Source organism: Mucilaginibacter sp. P5_A6 (assembly GCF_056400585.1).
The window spans coordinates 97,015-115,144 of the sequence record NZ_JBFUKZ010000011.1 but is presented as its reverse complement, the minus strand read 5'-3'; the positions used below and the strand labels follow the sequence as shown (position 1 = coordinate 115,144).

Below are 18,130 nucleotides of genomic sequence, written 5' to 3'. Positions count from 1 at the left end.
TATAAACCTCTTGTTTTCGAAATTAAATTTATCAGTACAATCATCTGCCGATAAAAACGGATGGCTGTGCATTTTTTAAAAAAGCTATGGCATTTGGCATGTTAAATCCCTCTCTTTCACATAAGCACACTACGGTTACCCGGTTGTTTTTAATTATATTAACGGTATCACTCGGCATCACTATTCAATGCCGCGGGCAGGCTATACGATTTACTGTAATGACATCTCACGACGGTTTGCTCTCGAATACGGTTAATGCGATCATAAAGGACCATTACGGATTTTTATGGTTTGCAACCGCCGATGGGCTGGACAGATTTGACGGTATGGAACATAAGCCATATCGCTTTGATCCGGCAGATAAATCAGGCTATCGCTCCAAAGAAGTGACAAGCATGTATGAGGATGAAGCAGGGCAGTTTTGGGTAGGTACGATGGGGGGCGGTTTATATTACCTCGACCGTTCTCACGATCAGTTCCGGACCTATCCGGAGAGTCCTGCAGGTGGCCATCTTGCAAACAGCTATATAAAATCTATTTATGGTGATGCTCATGGCCGTCTTTGGATAGGTATGCTAGGAGGCTTGTGCATACTTGATCCCAAAACAAAAAAAGAAATATTTTATAAGGCCGACGAACACAAACCGGGGCAGCTCCATTCGGGTGTCATATTATCCATCTTCAGGGATAGCCAGGGGCGAATGTGGATTGGTACGGATAAAGGCCTCTATCTTTATCATGAAGCATCAAGCAGCTTCATTGCCTTTCGACATGAAAACAACGCCCTCTCAAGTATCCCAAGCGAGGGAATAAATACCATAGCCGAATACCAGCACAGGTTATGGATAGGAACTAATGATGGATTAAGCTGTTTATCGCCGGATTTAAAAACTTTTAAAAATTTTAAATACACGCCTAATGACGATAGTACGCTCAGCGGCAACCTTATTTATAGCATAGCCGCGAACGGTAATAAAATTTGGGTAGGCACCGAAGGCGGTTTGAATATTTTAGATCCGGCATCCGGAAAGGTAAAACGCTACAATCATGACGACCGGGACAAATTCAGTGTAAGCAGCAAATCTATCCGCTGCATTTATAATGATCCCGATGGGATTTATTGGCTTGGCACTTACCAGGGAGGCGTGGATAAGTATGACAGAAACCTTACCTTATTTAATTCAAAGCAAAATAATGCTTATGATCCTGCCGGACTAAGCGCCCCTTTCGTTTCATCGTTCGCCGAGAACAAAGACGGAGATCTGTTTGTTGGTACAGATGGCGGAGGCTTGAATCTTTTTCATATCAGGAGCGGTTTGTTCAGCCACATTGCTATAAAATCTAAAACAAGAAATAATTCTGCCGGTCTTCCGATATTAAGTATGATGCTTGACCGCAACCAACAACTTTGGATCGGCACTTTTCAGGACGGCCTGTTCATTTACGATACAAAAACCGGCGGGTACCAACAGTTAAATGCAGGAAAAGATGATGCGCATATAAACAACAACGAAATTTTTTGTTTGAAGGAAAGCAGCAAGGGCAAAATATGGATAGGGACCAATGGCGGCGGGGTTAATGTGTATGACCCTGGTAAAAAGACTTTTTTTAAATACGTATCAACTCCCGCTTCTGCCCGGGAAAGGCAGTTGCCTGTTAATGGTTTTATCAGGGCTATTGAAGAGGATAAAGAGGGAAATATTTGGATTGGCACCTATGGCAGTGGAATAGCAGTTTTAAATCCTACAACTCAAAAGTTCAGGGTGTATAATAATAAAAATACCGGAATGGCTATCGACCGCCCGTTTTCGCTATTGCAGGACCATAATGGCAATATGTGGATTGGCACTGCCGGAGATGGGTTATATTGCTTTAATCTGAGCAAAAAAAAATTGGTTAATTACTCCGCACCAGACGAACTGCCAGACGGAGTAGTGCATAAACTACTGGAAGACTATAGCGGTAACATATGGTTAAGTACTGATAAAGGCATATGTACGTTTAATACGGTGTCGAAAAAGTTCACTCATTATTCCGCCCACAATGGCCTGCAAAATGATGCTTTCATCGACGGCTCGGGCCTCCGGTCAACCAAAGGACTGCTTTTCTTTGGCGGTGCCAAGGGCTTTAATTATATTGACCCACAGCAAGAGGTAAAAAGTAACAACAATGCCCCCCCGGTATTTTTAACCAACCTTAAAGTAAATAATAACAATGTATTATCTGGCAGCCACTCGCCACTTAAACAAGATATTTCGGTAGCGAAGCAGATTGACCTGGATTACAAGGAAAACTTTTCGATCAGTTATTCTGCAATTAATTTTACGCTTCCACAGCAGAACAAATATGCCTACATTCTTAAATCATTCAATAAAAGCTGGAATTATGTCGGTTCGGCCACCACGGCGTACTATACCAATTTAGACCCGGGAGAATACCTGTTTGTAGTGCGGGCTTGCAACAACGATGGAATATGGAACAACACAGGCGCACAAATCCGCATCGTGATCCACCCACCAATATGGATGACCTGGTACGCCTATTTGCTATATGCGTTGATAGCTGTTGGCACACTTCTGTTCATCCGTCACCGGGGTATAAAAAAATTAAAAAGTAAACTGGCGCTTGAACAGGAAAGAAAGGAAGCAGAACGGCTGCATGAACTTGATGTGCTTAAGATTAAATTTCTTACCAACCTAAGCCACGAGTTCCGCACGCCAATTTCACTTATCATGGCGCCAGCAGATAAGCTATTAGCAGAACATAAGGACGAGCAAACCACAGGACAACTGGCAGTGATACGACGAAATGCGCGACGGCTGTTGAATTTGGTAAACCAACTTTTAGATTTCCGCAAATTAGAAGAACAAGAATTAAAGCTTAACCTGACCGAAGGTGAAATAATTTCATTCATAGGCGATGTTGTAGATTCTTTTCATGATTTGTCGGAATCGAAAAGCATCACCTTTAATTATAAGGCGCCTCAGGAAAAATTGTTCGTACGCTTTGATCACGACAAATTGGAGCGTATTTTATTTAACCTGCTCTCCAACGCTTTCAAATTTACATTACCCGGAGGGATGGTTTCTGTTAATATTACCAGGCATCCCACATCCAACATAGATAAAGCGGTGTTGGAATTCAAAATAAGTGACACAGGTATTGGTATTGACCCGGAGAGAAAAGATTTAATATTTAAACGATTTTATCAGGCTGGGGATCCTAATATAGGAAACGTAAATCCGGGAAGCGGAATCGGTCTTTCAATCACCAAAGAGTTTGTTGAAATGCACGGTGGCAGCATTACTGTTAAAAGTGAATTAGGAAAAGGTTCAGATTTCAGCGTGTTAATTCCTCTTGAAGTTTTTGCTGATAGGTCAATAGAAATTCAGCTGCCGGTTAAAACAGATATTAAAGAAAAAGATCTCCGTATAAAAAGAAATATTGCCCAGGCAATTACAGACATGCCGGTACTGCTTATTGTAGAAGATAACGATGAGTTTCGCTATTATATTAAAGATAGTTTAATGGCCCAATATAAAATTGTTGAGGCTTCAAATGGTATAGAGGGTTGGGATAAGGCGCTATCATGCCATCCTGATTTGATCATTAGCGATATAACTATGCCATTTATGAATGGCATTACGCTGAGCAGGAAAATAAAAGCCGATAAACGTACCAGCCACATCCCATTGATAATGCTTACCGCCTGCACACGCGAAGATGAGCAGCTGAGAGGACTCGAATCAGGGGCAAACGATTACTTGACCAAACCCTTTAATTTTGAAATTTTAAATGTCAAGATTAAAAATCTTTTGCAACTCAACACCATGCTTAAAAACACCTATAAAAAGCAATTAAAAGTTATTCACCCGGACATAGAGGTGTCATCGAGCGGAGAAATTTTTTTAAATAAGGTGGTCAATTACATAGACAACAACTTAAATAATCCAAAATTCTCTGTTGTAGATCTCAGCGAACATTTGTCGATGAGCAGGGGGGCGCTCTACACCAAAATATTTGAGCTTACCGGTCTTCCCCCTGTTGAATTTATCCGATCATATAAACTCGACCGGGCCGCAATATTGCTTCTGAAGAGTGATTTAACCGTTACACAAATAGCCTATGAGGCAGGTTTTGCGACACCTCATTATTTTTCACGGTCGTTTAGAGAGAAGTTTAATATGCTTCCATCCGATTATAGAAAGGTAGAGAATAGCAGCGTGATGGATAAAAAAGAGGCTCTTATGTCATTGTAACAATGCCTTCTATGCCAGGCAGATCTGCGCGTGCCTTTTGCATTTGAGCAAACAAAGTGTAAGAAAAAGCGAGGAACAGTTGTAATAATTTTCGTGTCACTTGATTTTAGCGGCGTGTATACAGGTTTAAATCAACGGGTTTTACACCCAGATAATTTTGTCGGACACTTACGGTATATAGGGCTTATTCGAAGCTTATCCAGTCAACTTCAACATGGCCGCTGCCTTTTAATTTTACTATAAGGTTCCTGACACCACCGGGCATCGATAAAACTGCTTTTTTAACAACACTCAAGTTATTTCCTTTTGGTATAACAAGTTTTGCTATAACCTTGCCCGGTTTATCTTCAGTACTTATAGATAAAGTTCCTCCGGTTGCTGAACAGGCATTTATGTTAATGTGCCCGGTTGTTTTTTTGCCAAAAACCACACTATTATATTTCACCCACGAATTGGTTTTATTGAAAACAATTTTCCAACCCTTGAATTTGTTTATCGTGTCGAGAAACCCCACCTCTACTCCATCTGCGCTTTTAGCGCTAAACCTGTCTATCTGTATTTTTTTTGATGAGGCGGTTACACCAACGCCACGTAATGTGGGAATAACCTTGCGGATAGTACCATCTTCATTAAAAAACAAACTATCGGCCCGTACCGCCCGGTTTTTATCAAAGCTTGGCGATAAGTCGTCATTATGATAAAATAAGTACCATTGATTTTTAAATTCGATAATCGATTGATGGTTTGTCCAGCAGCCAGAAGCTGATTCGTCCATGAGCACACCGGCGTATTTAAAAGGCCCTAAAGGGCTATCTGACATGGCATATTCCAGCCGTTCTGTTTTATCAGCTACATGCGGATAGGTCATATAGTAAATACCTTTTCGTTCAAATAGATAAGGCCCTTCTTTTAAGCCCTTATCTGGAAAGCCTTCAAGTTTTACCGGCTCCGATGCCAGTTCAAGCATATTAGCTTTGAGTTTAGCGCCGTACAGGTTTCCCTGCGCCCAATAAATATACGCCTGTCCGTCCTTATCGATCTGTACATTCGGATCTATGCCATGAATCCCGGCTATGGGCAACGGCTGTGGAACGAAGGGGCCGTAAGGTTCGTCGGCAATTGCAACACCAACAGAGAACCCTTTGGGGCTACCGGGTTTTGCAGTGGCGGGGAAATAAAAATAATATTTTCCGGCCCGCTCAATACAATCAGGAGCCCACATGCTATATGCTGTCGAGTCGGTCCAGGGCACTTTATTTTGACTTACTATTACGCCGTGATCTGTCCAATCGGTTAGGTTAGGCGATGAGAATACATGATAATCCTGCATACAAAACCAACCAGGTTTGCCATGCCCGGGCGTGGCAGGGATATCGTGTGAGGAATAAAGATATACCTTGCCGTTAAAAACGCGGGCCGAGGGATCGGCGGTGAACTGGTTTTGTATAAGTGGGTTTTGCGCCATCAAACAATTGAACCATAACATAGATACAATTAGCGCTGCGCATTTCTTAAAATCCTTCATCATTTACAATGTATTACTGTTCATTATCTTGTTCGTAAAATCGATTTCATTTGCCGGCCACAGAAAAAATGCAAAAAGTGGTGTTAAGTTTTTCATAGTTTTTATTTATTAAAAGCATACTACTATTCTGGTTACAGGCCTGTTTCAGTAAGGGATAGTGCTGCAAGGTAAAGTGATTACCAGTTTCAGAATAGCACGGATTAATACAATTGTAACACTGTTGTTTATAATCAAATAAATTATTGTGTTTTTACTTTGTTTAAAGCGCATAACTGCTTCAAGCAGTCGCTTTCAGTAAAAACTTATCCTATCTTGATAAACAACTGGTTTAATGTTGGGTTGAGATTTTATCGCTTAACCGAAAATAATCGAAGTCGGCATATCCTCCCGTCGCTTTTGTGGCGTAGTTAAAAAGACCAAACCTGTAACCCATAAAGTGTGGAATGGTATAAGCCATTTGAAGCGTGGAGCCAATTGATATCCAATTATTTCCGTCGGTGCTATAATAAAAATAAGCTTTGTCGGCCCTGTCTTTAAAATCACACGCTGCCTTTAAATACACAAGTTTTTGGGTTAACGGAATACTTGCCAACTCTGTTGGTGAAGCACCCTGCGCATTTACCATAACGATAAACTTATTCCCGTTTTCGACCTTTACGCCCACCCATCCAAATTTTCGCTGCAACAATGCAAGGCCGGCATGGTCGCCATCCTTAAGCCCAGATACATCAACAGCCGTTATAGCTGAGCATTCCGGGCCACACGTGCGTTGTGTAAGTATATTTCTTGCTGCCACTAAAGTTGTATCAAGCCTCCCGGTAGTTAACCTAAGGTATCCCTTACGCTGTCTTACAGACCATAATTGGTTAACCGGGTTATGGTTCCATTGCCAAACCAGGGGTAAATCGCGTTCACCGCGCATACGGTTAAATTCATCCGACGAGATTATCCCTGGCATTAATGATTTGTTTGCCGGCAAGGCAACAGTATCGGGGGCTTGATGATTTATACCCAATACAGGCCAACCATCCTCCCAATTTACAGGAACCAGGTAAGGCACCCGGCCTACTGAACCAAAATCGCGGAAAAGATACGCAAACCACCGGCCATTGGGTGTACTTACTAAACCACCCTGGGCTACGCCTTTATCCTGTAATGCAAGGCACCCCTCGTAGGGGCCAGTAATATTGTCTGCGCGGTGAATAAGAACACTTCGCATTCCACCACGCGGCCATGAAATATTGAACAGGTAATATTTCCCATTGATTTTAAACATCTGAGAACCTTCTGCCGGCAATCCTAAACTCGGTCCGGCAGCCAGGCTGGCATTCTCTATCAACACCTGTGGCTTTGCGCCGGGTTTTATTCCCGAAAGATCATCCTTTAATTGAGCTAACATGATGCGCCCGCTTCCGTAAATCATATAAATTTTACCATCATCGTCAAAAAACAAGGAATGGTCATGCAGGCTTGGTTTAAAGGATAAAGCCTTCCACGGGCCTTTTTCAATATTATGAGTGGTATAAATATAAGTTTTGCCGGTATTGCCCGCAAAGGTAGATACATAGTAAATGCCATTATGATAACGCAGGCTGCTTGCCCACGAACCTCGTCCATAACTGCTTTGGCCATTTTTTAGGTTCAGGTCATCAGTGTCGTCTAAAATATCATACGCATAGCTAACAAGTTTCCAATTGACTAAATCCATAGATTTCATTATCGGCACCCCAGGGCTCATATGCATAGTAGTACTGCTCATGTAGTATGCATTACCCACCCTGATCATTGAAAGATCAGGCACATCTGCATAAATAATTGGATTATGAGCCGTTTGTGCAAAAGACACGGATGGGGCCAACAAAAAAAATGCTATTCCCAAAAGAAGATTATTGAAAATTTCACTCATACTCGGATGGTTATGTTGTTATTTTTAAGCAATTAGCGTCACTGCCAAAGCAAGCATTTATACCTGCAGCAGGCAAATTTGAAATCAATTTCCAGCACGGAAATTAAATACTTTGAGGAATTATTGCATCTTGAATACTTTATGATATACATAGATATTAAAAAAACACGCTTAATTGCTTGCTCACAATTAAGCGTACTTAATATATTAACACAACAAGACCACTCAGTCATTAAACAACAGCGGTGCAAGTTCTTTCAGGCTGCGGCGCCAGGTTTGAAATTCATGGGCAGTATTCTCTGAAATAAAAGATACGGCATTGTAACCCGCTTCTTTTAATGCAGCCGCAGCTTTATTTACGCCAGCAGGATTTTCCTTGCTGCCGCAACTTATAAAAATGAGCTTAGCTTTAGGTTTATCCTTTAATTCGGCGGGAGTATAAGTCCCTCCGCTTAAAAGACCGTAGTATGCAAATTCATCTGGCTTAACAAGTGTTATCAAATGCGTTTCCATGCCTCCCATTGATAAACCTGCCATCGCACGGTGCGCCCTATCTGCAACTGTACGGAAGCTGGCATCCACATAAGGCACTAATTCATTTGTTAATACGGTTTCAAAAGCATCTATCTTAAAATTCCTCAAACCGCCCGCTCCTATTTTAACATCGTTGGTCATGCCATAACTCATCACTATAATGAAGGGTTTTATTTTGCCTTCGGCAATTAAATTATCCATGATCAGATTGGCATGCCCCTGGTTGCTCCATGCAGTCTCGTCTTCGCCCCAGCCGTGTTGTAAATACAGCACCGGGTATTTCTTCGATCTTTCCTTATCGTAACCCGGAGGTGTGTAAACGAAAGCCCTCCGCTGGGTGTTTGTACTTTTTGAAGGAAAAAGTATTTGCTGCACATTACCGTGAGGTACATCCTTCAATGCATAAAAGTTCTTGTCATGGGCCGGTATTTCTATACCGCTTTCCCAACGGGTGGATCCATAATAATTCAATGTGCCCGGGTCATTAAATATGCCGCCATCAACTATTAAATGGTAGTAGTGAAACCCCTCGTCCATTGGACCTTCCGTTGTGCCAGAAAAATATCCGTCAGCGCCTTTGGTAAGTTTAGTACCCCCTCTTCCGCCCAGGCCTAAAGTAACCCGTATGCTGTCGGCATTAGTTGCCTTTATACGAAAACGTGCATAACCTTGCGAATTAACCTGGGGATATTCCTGCCCCGGCTGGTTAAGGCCGGAAGCTTGAAAATCTTCCTTGATATCTACAGGCGTTTGGGCCTTGCCAATACTACTGGCCAGGGTAACCATTAATACAATAACTAAACATTTAAAATTCATATCTGCATAATTTAAGTTTCAGGATAGTTGCATTTCCAGATCACATTTAAATAAGTTAGTGAGTCCTAAAATTCCACTTAGAATTATCACTATTCATATCAAATTTGGCGAGTGTAGGTGTGCTGTCGCCAGAAGATACTAAAGTCAATTGCTCTTTCGAATTTGGAACCACTTTTGGCATAATTCTATAAGTTCCATCAGTCAACTGATCAATTCGCCATAATTGTTCGGGCGCGCCGGTAAACGTTGGAACTGTTATCAGTTCAGCTTCTGCTGTTGCTGCTAATGCACGGTCTGTTCCGGCAATTACTATTTTATAATATGGTCCGCCTAAATATCCTCCTGCGGCAGGAACTTGTGAAATAGTCCATTTTTGATGTGGACGGAATACATAATCACCTATCCTTACACCAATGTTTCCAGCTGGCCAGCTTTTAACTACATCTGCTAATTCCTGGGACGGCACCGGTTTTACGGGTTCATCATTATTTCGGTTAAATCGCATTCCACCCGGCATTCTTATAAAATCAACACCTAATTCTAAGGCGTATCCCCTTCGCTCAGACTCAATTTCGTAAGTTCCATCCTTAAAATTATCACCCGCAACAGGCCATCCATTTTTCCATAGTAACGGGCGGATGCCTAACACGCTACGACCACTTTGATCCAGATCTGCCTCGTAATGACAAGACATCTTTTCAACGCCGTTTTCAACTACTATACGTCCAAAATGCCCTGGCCCAATCAACCTATCGCCAGCTGCAACTACCATTTTACCACCTCCCTTCAACATACCTCTTCCCATGTTATCAAGGTATGGACCTGTTATCTTTTTGGAGCGGCCAACAACAATATTATAAGTTGAGTTTGGGCCGTCACAGCATGTGCCGTGTGTTCCAAGCAAATAGTACCATCCGTCCCGATATAACAGATCTGTGGCTTCACAATCGATGGCTATGTTTAATGCTTTATTACCTTCCACACGCTTACCCGTTTTGGGATCAAGTTCCACAAGGCGTATATACCCAAAATAGGTACCGTATGATAACCATAACCTTCCATCGTTTGGGTCCAGAAGAAGCCCCGGATCTATCGCGTCATTATCCTCTATCCCATCGGACGAGGCAACTTCGACAGCCTCTGAATATTTAAAATCAGGGGATTTTTGATCAAGCGACTTATTCCACATGGTAAGTATTGTTCCGTTATGACCGCCCGCCAGGCCACCGCCAGTTGCGCCATAAACAATCAGGTAGCGGTCACCAATTTTTAATACATCAGGAGCAGCTCCGCCGCCGGGTCTTACTGCGCCTCCGGTCCAAGTCCAGCCATCTACGGATATTAATCCGCCTCCTCCTGTTCCAAATGTGAAATACTTTCCATCAGATTTTGTGATAGTTGACGGATCATGTATAAATGGTTTGCCAACTTGTGCTATCGCATTTCCGGTTAACCACAATAAAAATATGGGTATGGTGCTTATTCCCTTTATTATTAATTTCATAATAAATAATTGCTATACAAATTCGACGTTAAGTGGGATGATCAACTAATTTATTTTAGGCTGATAGTGAGATTTTTTATCGGACTTCCTTTTTCGTCCAGCAGACGAACGCAAAAATCACTAAGTCCGGGCCCGTTGATTATTGCTGCCCGTATGATATTTTTGCCTTTGTTGAGTGTCAATCGGGCCGAGACGCAATCATCCATTACCATGCGTCTATCGCCGTCAAGTATCACTGCTTCTTTTCCATTTAGCCACCACATTGATCCTCCATTTGACCCTACAGCCAATCTTACATTTTTTATTTCCCGTGGACTGTTGACTATGGTTACCGCCCAAAACAAAACGGCATAGGTCTGTTTCCTTAACCCGTAGGCAAAACGAAATAATTTGAGGTTGAAATCCGGACTTTCCAATGCATGCCATAATAACTCCTGCTCCCCAACTTTTACTTTTTCCCGATCTTTCGGAATAACCGTAAACTGGTTTGGAAAGTAATCGGTCTCAAATTGTGTTTTCAGATAGTTGTCTGTAAAAACAAGATTACTCCGTATTGATTTATTAATGGGCTCTAAAAGTAACCACCGCTGAATAAATCCCTCAGGATTCGGGGTCTTTTTTGATGCGGTTGCCGGGATAAAGAATGGTGCGAAGCTTCGCGTGGTATCATTTTCGGTTATAGGATCGATCTTGCCCGAAGTTGCAGACTGTCCCTGTGACCTTAATCCTACCAAGATTACAAAGCCCGCCGCCAGCAACGATGCATTACGTTTCATATTCATAGTAGATACTTTAACTTAAAATCAATTTTGATAAATAATAAATTGTCGAAAATGCAAATGAAGTTTGGCTTGTCGATGGATTGCATGGAAATCGTTTGCCTATGCAACATCGATGGCCAAATACCTTCAAGTATTATTGATGATATTTTGCGTCAACATTAAAATGTTTCTCCAATTTAAAAAATGGCTTATAAATTATTGACCCAAAACTATGCCTTCAGAAAAGGACTACATGACACTATTCAGCAATAAAAGTCAACTTTTGTCAATTAATGCTGTATAAAAGGAAGTATTCGTCAACAAAATCAATAAAAAAATCCCCTGATGTTCTGTTTTCCAAAAATCCTTTTGTGCCTTTAAAATCGAGGATAATCGCATTTCGGGCAGATACCATTCACTACCCAAACGATATTGCGATAAAAGCTCTCCCGGGACAGAGTCTCCTGTGGGCCCAGATTGGAATCAAAAAGAGTCTCGTTATTAGAGGTTAAAAAAAACATTGAAGAAGACATACTTACCCCAATAGCAATTTTGAAAGTGCCTGTTGAAGCAATCAAAAACCCGATCGTTGAGTAGGTCAACCGTTTGTGATCAGGCAAATAACCCGGTTGCAGTAAAAAGAGAAAGGAATGCAGGCAGATAGCGTGGTATCATAGGAGCTTTTTTAAGGGTAAATTAAATGGGATTTGGAGTAAGGTAAGTTAGCTTACTGATAATCAAAATTAACGACTATAAGCGGCAGGGAAATTCAGGATATTGATAACTTGTTCTTATATATTAACGATGTTGAAACATACCTGGCATCCTTTCAAGGTTTTAAAATCTCCGCTCCAACCGCGGATGTCATCGTCAACCATGGCGATTTTAAAGTCGGTACGCTAACAGTTAAGATATAGTTAACTTCGGTTAATTTATAAACAAAACAGATTGCGGCCACAAATAACTTTACAAATTGGAATTCAGAAACCTTCAATTGTAAAATTATGTATATCAAACCATTACTAAAAAGATTGCTACTAACACACGTATTTGTGTGTTGTTCAATACTTACAATTCTCGCTCAGACTATACTGAAAGGACACGTAAGTTCAGAAAGCGGGGAAGCCATTCCGGGCGCCTTGATTAAAATAAAAGGGAGCGCTGGTGGAACCACTACCGATGGGAACGGTAACTTTTCAATAAGCTATACCAAGCCCGGCACTTTAACGGTCAACGCATTGGGTTACAAAACCTTTGAAGTGGCGATTTCTTCCCAGACCACAATAGACATTAAACTTTCTGAAAATGTAACACAACTTAGTGATGTTGTGGTAACCGCAATAGGCGTTAAACGTGAAAAACGCATGCTTACCTACAGCACACAGGAAATAAAAAGTGAAGACCTCAACCGTGCTAAAGAACCCAACGTTATTAATGCTATGGATGGTAAGCTCTCGGGCGTACAAATCACATCCTCGTCTGGTACCGCAGGCGCCTCTACACGTATTGTAGTACGCGGCGCGGTATCTGTAAACGGCAATAATGAAGCTTTATTTGTTGTTGACGGCGTTCCGATAGATAATACGGAAACCGGCAACATAAGCGGTGGCGCGGCCGGGGCCGGCAGCAGCCGTATTGTTGACATCGATCCTAATAATGTAGAAAGCATCAACGTTTTAAAAGGAGCAGCAGCCACCGCCCTATATGGTTCAAGAGGTGCATCAGGCGCTGTACTCATTACTACTAAAAGTGGTGCCCTTAATAAAAAGGCGGCAATAACGTTTACGTCCGATTATTCTTTTGAAAAAGGCCTTTTCCCCGAAAAACAAAATATTTACGGGCAGGGCACGGGCGGCGTTTTTTACAACGGCGAAACCCAAAAAACCAGCGCATCCTGGGGGCCGAAAATGGATACACTTAAGATCAATGGTGTAAAAGCACCAACCTATGATCCCTTTTCTTTCTTCAGAACCGGGCACACTACCACCAATACCTTAAGCATTGGCGGCGGTAATGACAATTCTACTTATTTTATCTCCTATTCTTATTTAAATCAACAGGGGATTTCACCTAATAATGATTTCAAAAGACATTCATTTTTTACTAAGTATACCACCAATATTGCAAAAAACTTTTCAACAAGTTTCCAGCTGGGTTATTCAAATTCGGCCCAGGAACGTTTGCCAGAGGGAGCAAGTAACGGACCTTTGTTTGTTGTTTTAGTTCAACCGATATCATGGAACCCTTACCCGGTACTTAACCCGGATGGTTCACAAAGGCTTTACAGATTCTCCCGGAACGCGCCGTTATGGACATTGGACAATATCAGTAATACCGCAGTGGTAAACCGTTTTTTACCGGTAACAAGTTTTAATTATACCGCAACCAAATGGTTAACTATAACTGAAAGACTGGGGGCCGACATCTATACCGAACAGGACAAATACACCGAAAATCCAAGCGCGGCCATCGGCCTGAAGGGGCAGATAAAAGACCAGGTTGTTAATTACAGACAATTCAATCATGACCTGATAGCCAATGCAAGCCAGAAAGTAGGAAAGTTTGATTTAAACCTGTTATTGGGAAATAACTATAATTCAATTTACTCGCAAAGCACCAATTTAACCGGCACTGGTTTGGCTGTACAGGACTTCTATAACGTATCTGCCGGTTCAACCTTAACTGGTTCTGAGGGCCACAGCTCTCAACGGAAAATTGGCTTTTACTCCCAGGCAAATATTGAATATAATAAATTCTTGATCTTATCGCTCACCGGCCGTTATGACGGCAGCTCGGTACTTTACCAGAAAAAGCAGTTTTATCCTTACGGATCAGTTGCCGGTGGTTTTATATTCACCCATTTTTTACCTGAACAGGTAACACAGGTATTAAATTTTGGTAAAGTTCGTCTGTCCTATGCAACCGTGGGTAACGATGCCGTAGGGCCATATGCTTTGAATACACCATACGTGCTTGCCGGCAGAAATACAAATGCCGGTTATTTTCCATTTCCATTCCAGAGCCAGCCTGGATTTTTACAAAGCTCCACCCTTGGAAATCCTTACCTGCAAAACGAGAAGCTGAAAGAATTTGAAACCGGGTTAGAATTAAAATTCCTGAATAACAGGATAAGTTTTGAAGGCTCCTATTTCAGCCGTAAATCGCTCAATGGCATTATTCCGGACATCCAGATTTCAAATGCAACAGGTTACGGCGGTACAACAGTTAATTCGGCAAGTATCAGGAATAAAGGATTTGAGTTACTGCTAAATGCCAGCCCCGTTCAATCAAAAGACTTTAGCTGGGATGTAACCCTCAACTTTACCCGAATACGCAACAAAGTATTGGCTATCAACGACGAAAAGAAGATCACCCAGTTGGGACGTATCATTGTTGGGCAACCATATAATATTTTTTATGGAACACGTTACAAACGCAACGCCAGCGGACAAATGCTTATTGACGATGCCGGTTTACCTGTAGTTGATTCTGAGCAGGGAGTGGTTGGTGATGCCAATCCAGACTGGACAGGTGGGATAAGCAACTCATTCCGTTACAAGCAATTTAGCCTGAGCTTCTTTTTCGATGTGAAAATGCATGGCGACGTGCAAAATGATGTAGAAAGTGTTGCCTTCTTTTACGGAACCGCTAAAGTTACAGAAAACCGTCAGCCCTTTGTAGTAAGCGGAGTTAACGCAACTACCGGTGCACCCAATACAGTTAAAGTTAATACACAAACCTATTACCAAAGCAGGCAGTACGAATCATCTATACAGGATGGTACTTATATAAAACTTAGGAATGTAAGTTTTGCCTACCAGCTTTCTCCTTCAGTTATACAAAAAACGCCATTTAAAAATGCTTCGTTAACAGTAACCGGCCGTAACCTCTGGATTTATAGTCCACACTTTACCGGGGCCGATCCGGAAGTTAGCTCCTACGGCAGCGCTAACGGCGTGCAAGGCATATATGCTTTCTCAACACCAACTGCAAGATCATTTAACCTGTCATTGAAGTTAGGTTTTTAACCCATGTTTAACCGATTTAAAAATTATCAAATGAAAAAAATAACGATATATCTGCTTGTACTGATAGCTTTAACAAGCAGTTGTAAAAAGGTGCTGGATGTAAACAAAGACCCTAACAATCCTACAGATGTTCAGGAATCGCTGTTACTGGCGCCTATTGAATTAAACGTATCTGACCAGGTTTACGCCGGCAATGCCAGCATCATTGTACAAAATTTCATGCAAACCATAACTGCCAATCAACCCAATCCTGGTATATGGAACTACCAGTTATTCAATATTGATTTAGATGGCGATTGGTTTAACTATTATGTAAACATTCTTAATAACCTTAAAATTCTCGATACCAAAGCCACGACCGACGGACAAGCTAATTATTCTGCTATCGCTAAGATCTTATCGGCTTACACATTAGGAACAGCCACAGATATCTGGGGCGATATACCCTATTCACAAGCCTTTAAGGGTAACGACAAACTTACTCCTGTTTATGATAAACAGGAAGACATTTACAAAGCAGTTCAAACACTTTTGGATAACGGTATTGCGGATATCGAAAAAAACAGCACTACCAAACCAGCAGGCGACGATTACTTTTATAACGGCGATATGGCTAAGTGGAAAAGGCTCGCCTATACCTTAAAGGCGCGCTATTATATGCACCTGACCAAAGCCCCGGGTTATACCGCTGTAGCACAAGCAGATCTTGCCTTAACCGCACTTACTAAGGGAATGCAAAGCAGCGACGATGATTTGACGTTCGCGTATTCAGGTGGTGCAGGCAGCGAGAACACCATCAGCCTTAACTTTTCACCGGTTACTACATACGTGTTGAACAACACGTATGTAGAAGGGTTTAAAAGCCGCAATGATCCTAGACTAAGTAAAATTGTAAAACCAGCCGAATCGACCAAATTGTACCATGGCCGAACAGTTGGCGAAGTCACCGGCGATCTATCGACCTATTCATACCCTGCCGATTTTTATGCCGGAGCAAATTCTCCCAATTATATTTTCAATTACGAAGAAGCATTGTTCCTGAAAGCCGAGGCAACATTCATCAAATCGGGAGCAGCAGCAGCGCAGCCGATATACCAGGACGCGGTTAAACTAAATATGGCCAAACTGTCGGTAACTACCGGCGATGCCAACGCTTACGTGCTGCAAAGGGGCACACTTACTGCGGGTAATGCCATTCAACGGATAATGGAAGAGAAAAGCGTAGCTAATTTTTTCAATATCGAAAACTTCAGTGATTGGAGACGGACGGGTTACCCTGCAATTACCAAATCAAACGGTGCGTTGTCAGATATTCCACGGAGGCTGTTATATCCGCAAAGCGAAATTTTAACTAATGCTCAACCCCAGCAAAGTGCCAAACTTACCGATAGGGTATGGTGGGATGCACTATAACATTATTTAACTTTTCACTTGGTAAAAATCCTCCTGGCACACAGGGGGATTTTTTATTGTCAAAAATTTCGGATCGCTACAGCTTATAGCGTAACCAAAGATCATGGCCGTTTTCCGTGCAGGCGAGAAAATGAAGCCCAAGTATGGCTAGCGCAGCCGAGGTCATAAACATCATCTCACCAAGTATAGTAGGTTTTGACCCGAGACGCCAGGGGATACGTGTTTTATGCAATCGATTGTAATATAATATCTTTGTCCTGTTTTCCTACCAAAACTCGCATACAATCGGATCAGTCCGAAAATTTCTGCCATCCCGACTAAAGCGATACCAATCGAGTCGAAGCCCCCTTAAATCGTATGATTTAAGGGGGCTTTTCTTTTATTTCAACCCAAGTTAACCCGCTTTATCCCAGGTAAAGCGGGCTTTGTGCTTTTAGGAGATTCTCTCAGGCAAGTTGAACGTTTTACTTTCCGGGCAGACGTAGTACGCACAACTCACAGACCCAACACCCACTTCACCTCAAAAGCATCAGTCACTTCAATTAGACTATCCTCAACATAATTCCTTGTTGCCTCGTCACGGTGGTCAGATTCTAATTTCTCGATAAGTACCTTTCTGTCATCAGCATTTTTACACGGAAGAAAAATTGAAAGATAATTTCCAATTTTTCTTCCGTCGTTGTGTACCAGATCCGAACCGTGAATAACTATACTATCAGAAACCAGGGAACCGCTAATGACAGGTATTTCCGTATAACCCTGTAATTCCTTGTCAAAAGTTTCAAAATGCAGCGTGCCACCAAAGCAAGTCTGGTAAAACGTAAGTGCTTTTTTGCAATTTCCGGAAAATGTGATGAAAATCCCGCTGATTAATTTATCGCTATTTTGAAATAACATATTACAATAAATTATGCATCCGGTATTTGGGGTTCAACCAGCTTTTTCAATTTCTCCAGGGACTCCTGCCAGCCCAAATAACACATTTCAGCCGGAATGGCATCAGGAATACCTGTTTGTACTATTTTAAGTTCCGTGCCGCAGGAAACCTCATTCAGCCATACTGTCGTTATCATTTCCCCGGGTAAATTAGGGTCGTCAAACTTATCGCTGTACTTAATAAACTCATTCGGTTTTATCTCTAAATATTCTCCGCCAAATGAGTGACCGTTACCGGTACTGAAATTAATAAAGGTCATACGGAACTTGCCGCCTGTATTAAAATCCATTTGCTGCACTTCGCATAAAAAGCCGTAAGGGGGTAACCAGCTAGAATACGCTACTGGGTCTGCAAATGCACGAAATACCTTTTCAGGACTTGCCTGAATTACCCTGTGTAATGAAACCGTGTTATCTTTCATTTTTTTAAGTTTTTTGTGATTGATCA

General features: G+C 41.8%; 10 protein-coding genes. 3 read left to right on the top strand and 7 right to left on the bottom strand.

Annotated elements, in window-relative coordinates:
• Window positions 1-218 precede the first annotated feature (218 nt).
• Window positions 219-4,259 (top strand): hybrid sensor histidine kinase/response regulator transcription factor, encoded by a 4,041-nt coding sequence (locus AC1DO4_RS13990; RefSeq protein WP_477416792.1) that lies wholly within the window; start codon window positions 219-221, stop codon window positions 4,257-4,259.
• A gap of 184 nt (window positions 4,260-4,443) precedes the next feature.
• On the opposite strand, the gene AC1DO4_RS13985 is transcribed toward AC1DO4_RS13990, so the two are convergent.
• The 5 genes from AC1DO4_RS13985 to AC1DO4_RS13965 all read right to left on the bottom strand — a co-directional run bounded on the left by AC1DO4_RS13985 (window position 4,444) and on the right by AC1DO4_RS13965 (window position 11,326).
• Window positions 4,444-5,787, bottom strand: coding sequence for a family 43 glycosylhydrolase (locus AC1DO4_RS13985; protein WP_477416790.1), 1,344 nt, complete (start codon window positions 5,785-5,787; stop codon window positions 4,444-4,446).
• A gap of 325 nt (window positions 5,788-6,112) precedes the next feature.
• Entirely contained in the window at window positions 6,113-7,690 is a 1,578-nt protein-coding gene (locus tag AC1DO4_RS13980) for a glycoside hydrolase family 43 protein (protein ID WP_477416788.1), read from the bottom strand.
• Between the two features lie 225 nt (window positions 7,691-7,915).
• Window positions 7,916-9,040 (bottom strand): alpha/beta hydrolase-fold protein, encoded by a 1,125-nt coding sequence (locus tag AC1DO4_RS13975; protein ID WP_477416786.1) that lies wholly within the window; start codon window positions 9,038-9,040, stop codon window positions 7,916-7,918.
• A 55-nt stretch (window positions 9,041-9,095) separates the two neighbouring features.
• Window positions 9,096-10,544 carry a family 43 glycosylhydrolase gene (locus AC1DO4_RS13970; RefSeq protein WP_477416784.1) on the bottom strand — a complete coding sequence of 483 codons (1,449 nt, stop codon included), beginning with the start codon at window positions 10,542-10,544 and terminating at the stop codon, window positions 9,096-9,098.
• 50 nt (window positions 10,545-10,594) lie between these two features.
• Window positions 10,595-11,326: a hypothetical protein gene (locus AC1DO4_RS13965; protein ID WP_477416782.1), complete on the bottom strand. Its 732-nt coding sequence runs from the start codon at window positions 11,324-11,326 to the stop codon at window positions 10,595-10,597.
• A gap of 983 nt (window positions 11,327-12,309) precedes the next feature.
• On the opposite strand from AC1DO4_RS13965, the gene AC1DO4_RS13960 reads away from it, so the two are divergent.
• Window positions 12,310-15,333, top strand: a complete 3,024-nt coding sequence (locus AC1DO4_RS13960; RefSeq protein WP_477416780.1) for a SusC/RagA family TonB-linked outer membrane protein — start codon at window positions 12,310-12,312, stop codon at window positions 15,331-15,333.
• Between the two features lie 30 nt (window positions 15,334-15,363).
• On the top strand, window positions 15,364-16,746 hold the full coding sequence (locus AC1DO4_RS13955; RefSeq protein WP_477416778.1) for a SusD/RagB family nutrient-binding outer membrane lipoprotein: 1,383 nt from the start codon (window positions 15,364-15,366) through the stop codon (window positions 16,744-16,746).
• Window positions 16,747-17,241: 495 nt separating this feature from the next.
• Here AC1DO4_RS13955 and AC1DO4_RS13950 read toward each other — a convergent pair whose 3' ends face one another.
• Both AC1DO4_RS13950 and AC1DO4_RS13945 read right to left on the bottom strand, forming a co-directional pair.
• Window positions 17,242-17,643: a VOC family protein gene (locus AC1DO4_RS13950; RefSeq protein ID WP_477416776.1), complete on the bottom strand. Its 402-nt coding sequence runs from the start codon at window positions 17,641-17,643 to the stop codon at window positions 17,242-17,244.
• 11 nt (window positions 17,644-17,654) lie between these two features.
• On the bottom strand, window positions 17,655-18,104 hold the full coding sequence (locus tag AC1DO4_RS13945) for an SRPBCC family protein (RefSeq protein WP_477416774.1): 450 nt from the start codon (window positions 18,102-18,104) through the stop codon (window positions 17,655-17,657).
• Between the last annotated feature and the right edge of the window lie 26 nt (window positions 18,105-18,130).